Origin of the sequence: Lacticaseibacillus camelliae DSM 22697 = JCM 13995, assembly GCF_001311195.1 — a bacterium.
GTDB lineage: Bacteria > Bacillota > Bacilli > Lactobacillales > Lactobacillaceae > Lacticaseibacillus > Lacticaseibacillus camelliae.
On the sequence record NZ_BBAJ01000079.1, the window covers coordinates 1 to 10,550 of the forward strand.

A 10,550-nucleotide genomic window follows, 5' to 3' on the forward strand; every position below is an offset into this window, starting at 1 on the left:
GAACCGGGCTGCCAAACGGTCCAGGATGGCCGAGCCCAGCCCCTGCCCGCGCACGGACTCTGCAGTCGCCAGAAAAATCAAGTAGGTCAAATCCCGGGTGGTCACCGAATACGTGAGCCCAACGAACTGCGGCCCGTCGTGCCAGGCCCAAAAATCGATGCCTGACTTCGCACTGCGCACCAGCAGCCAAGGCAGCGGCACTTTTTCCGCTTTGGGGAACGCGCGCTGGTACAACTTGAGAACGGGAAAATAATACCGACTCGCCGGTCGAACCGGTTCACACTGCAACGTCATGGCTGTCGCCTCCTGCCCCCAGTTTAGCAAATTTGAGCGGGCGACGCGAAATTCACAAAGCGGTCAGAAACTTTTGGTTTTTCCGGCCTGTTCACTTATAATGAAAGCAGGACACTTGAGACTGGGGGCATTAATTATGCGGTTGATCGATATCACCAATAGCTACCCGCACCTGGTGGCGCAACAGCTCGCCCATACCGACACGAATTACATCAAAGTTTATTCACTCGGCAGCACCACGGTGATCTACACGCGCGCCGCCTCACACGATGAGTTACTATTCACCAATGATAAGCGCAACATTCAGGACGCGGAGATCGCGTTTGCGCTGGATAAGTTGGCCCACGTCGCCTTTGCGGATGTCAACGTCATTCACGGCGATAAGCTTGCCGAAGTATCGCTGGCAACGGAGGAGTTTTAGCAGCAAAAGCCGGCAGTTGCCGGCTTTTTTTGCATGGAGGAAACCATGGGCCTGTTCCAAACAATTTCAAACTGGTTTAAACGCCGGCCGCGCCCAAGAACCAGTGCGGCCAAGGCGCACCAACAGCCAAGCCGCAAGCAAACCGGGCCAAACTCAGCGGCAACCTCTGCGCTGCCGCCGGCGACCGGCGCGACCAGTCGCTTCACCACGGTCACCATTTACTACCGCCTGCGCGGCAGCAACACCGAGTTGCGCAAGCCGAGCGTGGTGCGCGGCCCAATCGGCGCGCGGCTGACCATTGCGATTCCGCAAATTGAAGGGTGTGACCTGTTTGCGGTCACCAACTACTTGACCCGCTTTCCCGCCAGTTCAGCCGTTGTGTACTTGCTGTACGAGCCGCACATCGCCGCCCCGGTCACGGTTTACCACCGCGATGAAACCGGGCGGCTGCTGGCGGCGCCGACGATTCTGGTCGGCCGGCTGAATGCGGCGTTCACGGCGACGCCTCTGCCCTCGCTAAAAGCCCACGCCGAGCCGAGTACGCCGCAACACGGCCGTTTCACCCAAACTGCGCAAACGCTGCACTTCACCTATCAACTCGGGCCCGCCCTCACTTACGCCGATCCGCAAAGCGCGTACGTGGAACTGACCGCGCCCAAGCCTGCCTACCCGGCGCCGGTGCAAGATCAGCAGTACGCGACGTGCCTGCCAGCCGGCTCGTTTTGGCGCGTGTTCAGCCTGGCCAAGAACCAGGCCGGAGAGGTCTTCCTGGACCTTGGGGGCAGTCAGTGGATCACCACGGCCAACACCAAGCCCCAGCAAACCAACCCGTTTTTGCCGGGCGCTGCGCAGCTAAAGCTGACGACCAACCTGGTCACCTTCAACGCCCAACCACTTCAGGCGGTCGGGCAGGTCAACACGACCGGCTCGCTCACGCGCTGGAGCAGCCCTTACGGCCAGCGGCTTGCTCCCTTGCCGGCAGGATCCCGGGTCGCACTTTTGAAGATCGTATACGGCACCGACGACAGCACCTGGTACAAACTCAGCGACGACTCGTACGTGCTGGCCAGTCTCATCGATCTGCTTTGAAGGCCACACGAAAAGGCCACGTTCACCAAAGATGGTGAACGTGGCCTTTTGCGTTGCGCTTAAGCCTTGAAAAATGGCGTGATACCCTCGACCATCGGCTTGCTGTCGTCATCCAGCGGGACCACGGAGAGCTGCAAGTCGGTACCGGCCAGCTTGCTGTCACCCGATTCGCCCAGCTGCTGGGTCAGCGGCCGCAGAGCCTCATCCGCCATGCCCGCCGCATCCAAGATCAAGACCAGGTGCTCGGTGCCATCATAGCTCAACACCCGCAGCCAGGCCTGCTTGACGGCAGTCGGCTTCAGCTGCTCAGCCAGAGTCGTTTCAAACCCGTCCGGCAGGTTGGTCGGCTCAGCCACAGCGACCTTCACTTCGTTGTTCGCGGCGTGGTGCGCCTTTTGCTGGGAAGCCAGGTCCGCCAGCGTCTCGCGGGAGAAGAAAATGTTGTCGGAGAACGGGTTGATTGCGATGCCATCGACCTCTTTGTTTTGGTCGATCAGCTCCGCCAGATCCGAAAACGCAATTGGCAGGATCGACGCCTGATCAACGTTGCTTTGCAGATCATGCTCGCTCCAGTTGCTGAATAAGGTGTTGACCTCCTGCCAGTCTGTGAAGAGCGGCTGGATGTTCTGCTTGTCCTGACTGGACATCAGCGGGAACTGCATCTGCACATCCTGGTCCACCTGCGCGCGGCCGTTTTCATCCGTCTTGATTTCCTGATCGGCCAGCACGACCATCAGCAGCGTCGCGTGATCGACCAGCTCGGTGAGAAAGTCGCTCATGTTGTCGTCGTTGTTCTCGATCGAAAATGTCCGCCACTTGGCGAGCAGGTCGTCGTTGGTAATGCTGCGCACGGCCTCGTTATGTTTATTCACTGATTCTGCCATTGATTGGCTTCCTTTCCGCTTACAGCTTGGCTGTCAGCTTAACGTCTGGGTACTTATCGGCAAACCACCGCTCGGCGTACTGGTTCTCAAACAGGAACAGCGGCAGGCCCTGCGAATCCTTGACCAACAGGTTGCGGCTGGAAGACATTTTTTCGTCCAGCTGGTCGGGGTCGATCCAGCGCGCCACGCGGCTGCCGATTGGGGTCATCACAACTTCGGAATTGTACTCATTTTGCATCCGGAACTTGAACACTTCAAACTGCAACTGCCCGACCGCACCGAGAATGTAGTCATTGGTCGTGTAGGTCCGGTAAAGCTGGACGGCGCCTTCCTGAACCAGCTGCTGCATCCCCTTGTGGAAGCTCTTTTGCTTCATCACGTTCTTCGGGGTGACGCGCATAAATAGTTCCGGCGTGAACTGCGGCAGCTTCTCGTACTCGACTGGGTCCTTGCCCGCGTATATCGAGTCGCCGATCTGGAAATTACCGGTGTCGTACAGGCCGACAATGTCGCCGGCCACGGCGGTTTGCACCTGCTCGCGGGTGTCGGCCATGAACTCGGTCGAGTTGTTCAGCCGCAGCACCTTGCCGGTCCGGGCGAGCGTAACGTCCATGCCGCGGTCAAACTCACCGGCACCGATCCGGACAAACGCAATGCGGTCGCGGTGGTTCGGGTTCATGTTGGCCTGAATCTTGAAGACGAAGCCGGAAAAATTCGGATCGGTCGGGCTGAGCTCACGGCCGTCCCGCAGCTTGTGAGGCCCTGGCGCCGGCGCCATCTCAACAAAGTGCTTGAGGAAAGTCTCCACCCCGAAGTTGGTCAGCGCAGAGCCGAAGAACACCGGCGTCTGATCGCCCTTCATTACCTTTTTCAGGTCGAACTGGTTGCCGGCGTCGTTGAGGAGCTCAATGCTGTCCAGCGTGTCCGTATAAACCGAATCGTTCGCTAGCGGCTCCCTCGGATTTAGCTTGCCGTCCTGGTCCAGCGGCAGGTACTTTTCGCCCGCCTCATTCTCACGGTACAGCTCGATGCGGTGGTCGACGCGGTCATACAGCCCGGCCAGGCCCTTGCCCATCCCCATCGGCCAGTTCATCGCGTAGCCTTCGATGCCCAGCAGGTCTTCGAGCTCGGCAATCAGGTCCAGCGGCTCGCGGCCGTCGCGGTCCAGCTTGTTCATGAAGGTGAAAATCGGAATGCCGCGCTGTTTGACGACCTTGAACAGCTTCTTGGTCTGGGCCTCGATCCCCTTGGCGGAGTCGATGACCATGACTGCCGCGTCGACGGCCATCAACGTGCGGTACGTGTCTTCGGAAAAGTCCTCATGCCCCGGGGTGTCCAAGATGTTGATCTGCTTGCCGGCGTACTGGAATTGCAGCACGGAACTCGTGACCGAGATCCCGCGCTGCTTTTCAATGGCCATCCAGTCCGACTTGGCGAAGTGGTTGGATTTTCGGCCCTTCACCGTCCCGGCCTCGCGGATCACGCCGCCGAACAGCAGCAGCTGCTCGGTGATGGTGGTTTTCCCGGCATCGGGTGAGAGATGATGGCAAAAGTGCGGCGCTTGTCTACCGCGGCTTTTAATTCTTGTGGTTTCATAAGTGGTCCTTTCAATTGCGGTAGTGACAGACAATGACCGCTTGCTACATCGGGATGACCTTCCTTTCAGTAAAAAAAAGTCCCAGTGACTGGGACCTAGTCTTCAGACCATTATACGGAAGAACGCGCGGTTGTTCAATGAATCATTCTGGTTCGGCTGGCGCCGCGCTCACCGCCGCCTGGACCGGCAAGTGGAGGTGAACATTGACCAGCCGGGAATTTTCGATTTTCCCGGTCGTCAGCGTGCCGCCGGGAAAACTGACGGTTTCCTGTTTGTGGGCGCTGGGAATGACGCCAAGCGTGCTGATCACGTACCCGGCGATGGTGTCAACGTCCTCGCCGTGCAGGTCGGTACCGAAGGCCTCATTAAAATCATTCAGCGTCATGCGGCCGTTGACAAGGTAATCGTCCTGGTCAAGTTTGGTGTAATTGATGGTGGTTTGGTCGGATTCGTCGTCGATGTCGCCGACGATTTCCTCCAGCAGGTCCTCAATTGTCACCAGCCCGACCACGCCGCCATACTCGTCCAGCAGAATGCCCATTTGCTGGTGCCGGATCCGCATTTCGGTCAGCAGGTCGTCGATGCTGATGGTCTCAGGCACAAACAGCGGTCCGTCATGATGTCCTCCAGCCGCACGTTGTCGAAACCGACTTGGCGGGCCTGGCGCAGCAAGTTTTTGATGTGGACAATGCCGATGACGTTGTCCTTATCTTTTTGGTAAATCGGAATGCGGGAATACACGTTGGACAAAATCGCGTCGATGGCGGTTTGGTCCGGCTGATCGGCGTCGACCATGAAGGCGTCGATCCGCGGCACCATCACCTCACGCGCCAGCTTATTGGACAAACTGATGATGCCTTCTAGCATGCCGTACTCGTCGGCATCAATGGCGCCGGACTGCTTGCCGCTTTCGATCATCGCGGTCATTTCCTCGCGCGTCACTTTGTTTTGGTCGCTGGAAAACTTAATTGGCGTGATTTTCAGCAGAAGATTCGTTGACGCGGACAGCAACCAGACGAACGGCCGCATGGCGACACCAATCACTGAAATCGGGGTGACCGCGACCTTGGCCACCTTTTCGGTCATCTGCAGCGCGACCTGCTTGGGGTACAGCTCGCCGAACACCAGCGAGAAGTACGACAGGACCACGGTCACCAGCAGTACCGCCAGCTCATGGGCAAAACTCAGGTTGCCGAACCAGGGCTCCACGCGCCCGGCCAGCGTGGTGGCCGCCGAAGCCGATGCGAAGAAGCCGGCAAAGGTGATGCCGACTTGAATCGTGGCCAAGAAGTTGGTGGAGTTGTTCATGATCTTAAGCAGCTTGGCGGCCTTTTTGTCGCCGGCCTTGGCCTGCCCTTCGATCTTACTGCGGCTCAGCGACACCACCGCAATTTCGGCGGCCGCAAAGCACGCATTGACCGCCGTCAGGATCACGATCAAAAGCAACTGGCCCCATAAGGCCCCGCCTGAATCACCACTCATAATTTGTTCATCCTCTCAACAATTGGTTTGTAAGTCTAATTTTACCCGGTTCGGGGCGCACCTCGCAACCAATTAAGGCTTGGGCCGCTTTGGGTCCGGTTTAGCAAGCAGCGGCTCCTGCGCTGCCTGCGTGCGGTGGAAGCGATAAAGCTCCAGGGCGTAGGTCAGCACCGTTTTGGCCACGGCGTACACTGGCACGGCCAAAATTGTGCCCAGGATCCCCCAGATGTTGCCGGCCACCAGCAGCAGCACAATGATGGTCAGCGGATGGATGTTGAGACTGCGGCCGATCACGTTCGGGTAAATCAGGTTCCCATCGGTTTGCTGAACGATCAGCACCACCACGATCACCAGGGCGACCTTGCCCCAGCCAATCGTCATCGCGATGAGCAGCGCCGGCGCAATCCCGATGTAAGGACCCAGGTACGGAATAATGGTCACAACGCCGGCGACGAACCCGAGCAGAAAGGCGTACGGCATGCCGATGACCAGATAGCCGATGAAGGTGAAGGTCCCGACGAACAAGCACTCAATGGCCTGCCCGGCGATGTAGTGCGAAAGCGTCTGGTTCATGCGCGTGAATACGGTTTGGATCTCCTCTCCGTAACGGTCCGGCAGCAGCCGCTGAATCGCGGGGACGAACCGGTTGCCGTCCTTGAGCATGTAAAACAGGAGCACCGGAATGGTGATGGCACCGATCACGACCGACGCGACCGAGCCAATCAACCCAGGCACGCCGGCGGTGAAATTACCCACGACGCTTTGCAGCATTTTGGCCGGCTCGACCTGCATCTTGCTGACCAGCTTGCCCACTTCAAACTTCTGATACCAGCGGTAATGCGAGAGCTGAGTCAACGCTTGGCGCAGCTCTCGCACAAACCCGGGCAATCCGGAGATCAGCTGCGTCACTTGATCGATCAGGTTGGGAATGATGGTGGCCACCAGAAACCCCAGCAGCGCCAGCACCACCACAAAGATCAGCGCAATGGCGACGCCGCGCGGAATTTTGAGCTTACCCAGCCAGTTGACCAGCGGTTGAAGAGGTAAAAGAGAAACCCGGCGGCAATGAACGGAATCAATAATGTCGAGAAAAAGGTCGCAATCGGTTTGAACAAAAAGCTCAGGTTCGTCAGCCCGATAATCAGCCCAACGATGATCAGCGCCTCCAGCGACCAGAACATCAGCCGCGACTCACGGATTTTCTGAAACATCATTCACACCTTCTTTCGTTTGGTCTATAATACACGCATTACCCTATGAACAGGAAGTTGTGAGCAAAAATGGAGTTTAAAATCAGCACCGACATTAGCAGTCCAGTCTACCAGGACGCCGTGGCCATTCGCACCACCGTGTTTGTGAAGGAGCAGCACGTGTCCCCCGAGCGTGAAATTGACGCCGACGAGGCCAAGGCCACCTACTTCGTGGCTTACGACAACGGCCTGGCCGTCGCCACCGCGCGGCTGCTTCCTGAAGACTACGGCTACCACGTGCAGCGGGTCGCGGTGCTCGCCCCTTACCGCCACCACGGCGTGGGCAAAGCGCTGCTTCAGGAACTCAGCGAGTACGCTGAGGCCCGCAACGCCCAGGAGCTGCGGCTGGGTGCACAGGTCCAGGCCGTGGGCTTTTACAAGGCGTTGGGCTACGAGCTCACCGACAGGCCCGAGTTTTTGGACGCCGGGATCCGGCACCGCGAGATGCGGCTTAAGCTGGTCTGAGACGCAAAAAGTCACCAGGTTTACTGGTGGCTTTTTTTGATTGGGCAGCGAACTGCTGACGTGCACGTGATGCTCGATTCGGCGCTCCGGCCGGACCCACAACAGCAACAATAACACGTCAATGATAATGGTGAGCGTCGGCCAGATGAATGCGGCCAAAATGGCGATGACATTCCCGCCAATCGTTACGATTGGTTTGTAATACCCGTGCCCCAGCAGGTCGCGCAGCGCCGCATTGTGCCGGTCAGCCCGAATCAAGGTCTGAATCAGCAGCCAGTACGTGACATCCGTGGCCAGCACCACGATCCCGTAGGTCATCTCCGGCGCGCGGGCCAACACGTGAGCCGCGCCGACCCAGTCGGTAGCAAACGGGAAAAACGACGCGGCAAACAGAAACAGGATGTTCGCCCACAGCACGCGCCCGTTGATCCGCTTGACCAGCAGGAACAAGTGATGGTGATTGTTCCAGTACACTGCCAGCGTGAAGAACGAAACAAAGTAAATCGCAAAGATCCCGCGCATTTCCCACAACGCGGCCCAAGTGCCACTGCTTGGCGCGTGCAGCTCCAGGACCATGACCGTGATGATGATGCAATCACGCCATCCGTAAAGGCTTCGAGCCGATTTTTTTGGCATCTGTGCACCTCCAGCGACCGGATCAGTTGGCCTGTTCGAGCGCTTTCATATCGGCCAGATAAGCCTGCTGCTTTGCCGTCCACAACTCAGTATCAGCGGCAGTCAGTGGGCGCAGGACGCGCGCCGGATTGCCGACAACGACCACGCCATCAGGCACATCCTTGGTCACAATCGCGCCAGCGCCGACGACCACGTTGCTGCCGATCGTCACCCCTGGCAGCACGATGCAGCCGCCGCCGAACCAGACGTTGTCCCCAATCGTGATCGGCTTGGCATACTCCAATCCCGAATTGCGCACGTCTGCATCTAACGGGTGCGCCGGCGTGAGCAAGCTGACGCGCGGCCCGAGCATGACGTTGTCGCCGATTGTAATCGGCGCCACGTCCAGCAGAATGGAATCGTAGTTGGCGTAAAAGTCTTTACCGATGCTGATGTGACTGCCGTAGTCGACCTGCAAGCGCGGCTCGATATAGCCGCCTTCGCCAAAGGCCTTAAACAGCTGCTTGAGGATCGTGCGCCGGCCGGTCTGATCGGCCACACTGATGCGATTGAACGATTCCGTCAGCAGGCGGCTGCGCATGCGCGCCTCATGCAGGTCCTTGGCGCTGGCGTCGTATAACTGCCCGCTGAGCATTCTGTCGTGATCAATCAAACTCATCGTAGCCCTCCATTTGATTCTTGTTGATGTAAAGCAGATACCGCACCTGATTCACCTTGCCGTCAACCACTGGGTAAGACTCCAGAAAATACGGATTGTCCGTTTGCCCAATGTGCTCGGGAATCGTGAAGCCGGCCTTTTCCAACATCTCAAACCCCTTGTTGACGGTAGTTTGGACCGGCAGTTGGTTCAAGATCCCATTGACTGGGCCTTGCGCCTTGCCGACCGTGCCGGCCGGCAGCGGGACGACTTCCAGGCCTTTCGGCGCCTTGACCCCAACCGGGGTCAGGCTGCCGATCCAGTACTGAAAATTGCCGTACGGTGAAAATACGACCAAGTACGTTCGGTTGGGCTGGTCGCACAAACCGTCCAGCTGGTCAAAGTAGCCGGCCGCCTCAAAGTCCTGCCAGGCCGGGTAAAAGGTGCCCATCTGGTCGCTGCTTTCCGTCGTGTAGACGCGGCCAACAAACTGGCCGGCAGGCTGATCAATCAGTTCTGTCATGTTTTTTCCTCCATCGCTGTGCAAAGGCTGAGTAAAACCGTCAGTCCTGACACCTTAACTGGGTTCGGATCAGCAACGTGCCAGTGTCTAGCAAGGGCACTAAGTTCGCTGGTCCTGACACCTTAATTGGGTTCGAACTGACAGCGCCCGAGTGTCTAGCCAGGCCCACCACGCTCCCACTTATGCGGGTTCGCGGTGGGCCAACCTAGCCATCGGGCTAAAACCGTCAGTCCTCACACCTTACAAAAACAGCGCGAGGGTCACTCGCGCCGAAGCTTACACCCGGTGAGACAGTTGCAAGTACCGGTTGTACCACAAATCCACATAAGCCGCCGAAAACGGCCCTTTGCCATGGTTGATCCAATCGACAAGCACGCGCACATTGGCCTTTAGAATACGGTCAGTGGTTGGCGGGTATTGCCATTTGCGGCTGTGCGCCTCGTATTCATCCACGTCGAGCAGACGCTTCTCCCGTCTGGGAAGACCTTTACGTCCAAGTCGTAGTCGATGTATTTGAGCGCCTCCTGATCCAACACGGAAGGGCTGGCGAGGTTGCAATAATACGACACCCCGCCTTCCCTGATCATTGCGATCACGTTGAACCAATAATGTTTATGAAAATACACGATCGCCGGCTCGCGGGTCAGCCATCGTCTGCCATCGGATTCGGTCACCAAAGTGTGATCGTTACAACCGATAATTGCGTCTTCGCTGGTCTTGAGAACCATGGTGTCTCGCCATGTGCGGTGCAAACTCCCATCGTGCTTGTAGCTCTGAATGGCGACATAATCGCCTTCCTTTGGGATTCGCATTGATTGTCCAGCTTTCAGCATTATCTTTTTGTCGGTTTAAGTATACCAGAAACCCCAAGCTGGCACTAGGCCCCCTACTGCTCCTCCTCAAGCGTCGCCAGCACTGCATCGATGGCGTCGTAGTCAAACCCCTTGCGCACCAGTGCCTGCTTGACCCGGTTGCGCCGGTCGTAACCGGCGTACTTGCGCTTCAGGCGCCACTGCTTTGCCGCCTCACGCGTCAGCAGATCAGCTTCCTGCTCACGGTCGGGCTCAAGCGCTAGGGCCGCAAGCGCACTGCTCGCCACCTCGCCTTCAAACCCCTTCTGCATCAGCGCCAAGCGAATCTTGGTCTGCCGGTCCTTGAACGGCTTGTGCAAGGTGCGCCGGGCCGCCTTTTTTGGCCACGCGCGCCGCCACGGTCTGCCACTGCTCAGGCGCGACCTTGGCAACCGCCTGCGCCGCAAGGTCGGTGCACCCC

Annotated in this window: 8 protein-coding genes and 5 pseudogenes; 3 read left to right on the forward strand and 10 right to left on the reverse strand. The window is 58.2% G+C overall.

Features of this window, described 5'->3' with window-relative positions; all coding sequences use genetic code 11:
* A partial coding sequence (locus tag JCM13995_RS11220; RefSeq protein WP_156314463.1) for a GNAT family N-acetyltransferase occupies nucleotides 1-294 on the reverse strand: 294 nt, incomplete at its 3' end.
* Between the two features lie 136 nt (nucleotides 295-430).
* Between JCM13995_RS11220 and JCM13995_RS11225 the strand changes: the two genes are divergently transcribed.
* Together JCM13995_RS11225 and JCM13995_RS11230 are read left to right on the forward strand one after the other, a co-directional pair.
* Nucleotides 431-715, forward strand: coding sequence for a DUF1827 family protein (locus tag JCM13995_RS11225; RefSeq protein ID WP_054665709.1), 285 nt, complete (start codon nucleotides 431-433; stop codon nucleotides 713-715).
* A 45-nt stretch (nucleotides 716-760) separates the two neighbouring features.
* Nucleotides 761-1,804, forward strand: a complete 1,044-nt coding sequence (locus tag JCM13995_RS11230) for a MucBP domain-containing protein (RefSeq protein ID WP_054665712.1) — start codon at nucleotides 761-763, stop codon at nucleotides 1,802-1,804.
* Nucleotides 1,805-1,863: 59 nt separating this feature from the next.
* Here JCM13995_RS11230 and JCM13995_RS11235 read toward each other — a convergent pair whose 3' ends face one another.
* The 4 genes and pseudogenes from JCM13995_RS11235 to JCM13995_RS11250 all read right to left on the reverse strand — a co-directional run bounded on the left by JCM13995_RS11235 (nucleotide 1,864) and on the right by JCM13995_RS11250 (nucleotide 6,978).
* On the reverse strand, nucleotides 1,864-2,688 hold the full coding sequence (locus JCM13995_RS11235; protein WP_054665715.1) for an SseB family protein: 825 nt from the start codon (nucleotides 2,686-2,688) through the stop codon (nucleotides 1,864-1,866).
* Nucleotides 2,689-2,707: 19 nt separating this feature from the next.
* Nucleotides 2,708-4,284, reverse strand: a pseudogene (locus tag JCM13995_RS11240) (peptide chain release factor 3).
* Nucleotides 4,285-4,427: 143 nt separating this feature from the next.
* Nucleotides 4,428-5,767: pseudogene (locus tag JCM13995_RS11245) on the reverse strand (hemolysin family protein).
* Nucleotides 5,768-5,839: 72 nt separating this feature from the next.
* Nucleotides 5,840-6,978 (reverse strand): annotated as a pseudogene (locus JCM13995_RS11250) (AI-2E family transporter).
* Nucleotides 6,979-7,047: 69 nt separating this feature from the next.
* On the opposite strand from JCM13995_RS11250, the gene JCM13995_RS14025 reads away from it, so the two are divergent.
* On the forward strand, nucleotides 7,048-7,482 hold the full coding sequence (locus tag JCM13995_RS14025) for a GNAT family N-acetyltransferase (RefSeq protein ID WP_056989139.1): 435 nt from the start codon (nucleotides 7,048-7,050) through the stop codon (nucleotides 7,480-7,482).
* Between the two features lie 51 nt (nucleotides 7,483-7,533).
* Here the strand turns inward: JCM13995_RS14025 and JCM13995_RS17835 are convergent.
* The 5 genes and pseudogenes from JCM13995_RS17835 to JCM13995_RS11275 all read right to left on the reverse strand — a co-directional run.
* Nucleotides 7,534-8,126, reverse strand: a pseudogene (locus JCM13995_RS17835) (TMEM175 family protein); the annotation flags it as partial.
* Between the two features lie 14 nt (nucleotides 8,127-8,140).
* Entirely contained in the window at nucleotides 8,141-8,776 is a 636-nt protein-coding gene (locus tag JCM13995_RS11260) for a sugar O-acetyltransferase (RefSeq protein WP_054665719.1), read from the reverse strand.
* On the reverse strand, nucleotides 8,763-9,278 hold the full coding sequence (locus JCM13995_RS11265; RefSeq protein WP_054665723.1) for a hypothetical protein: 516 nt from the start codon (nucleotides 9,276-9,278) through the stop codon (nucleotides 8,763-8,765). The genes JCM13995_RS11260 and JCM13995_RS11265 overlap by 14 nt, the downstream gene beginning before the upstream one ends.
* A 276-nt stretch (nucleotides 9,279-9,554) precedes the next feature.
* Nucleotides 9,555-10,090, reverse strand: a pseudogene (ntdP, locus tag JCM13995_RS11270) (nucleoside tri-diphosphate phosphatase).
* Nucleotides 10,091-10,164: 74 nt separating this feature from the next.
* A complete protein-coding gene (locus tag JCM13995_RS11275; protein ID WP_054665726.1) occupies nucleotides 10,165-10,449 on the reverse strand; it encodes a regulatory protein RecX in 285 nt (94 codons plus the stop codon).
* Nucleotides 10,450-10,550 lie beyond the last annotated feature (101 nt).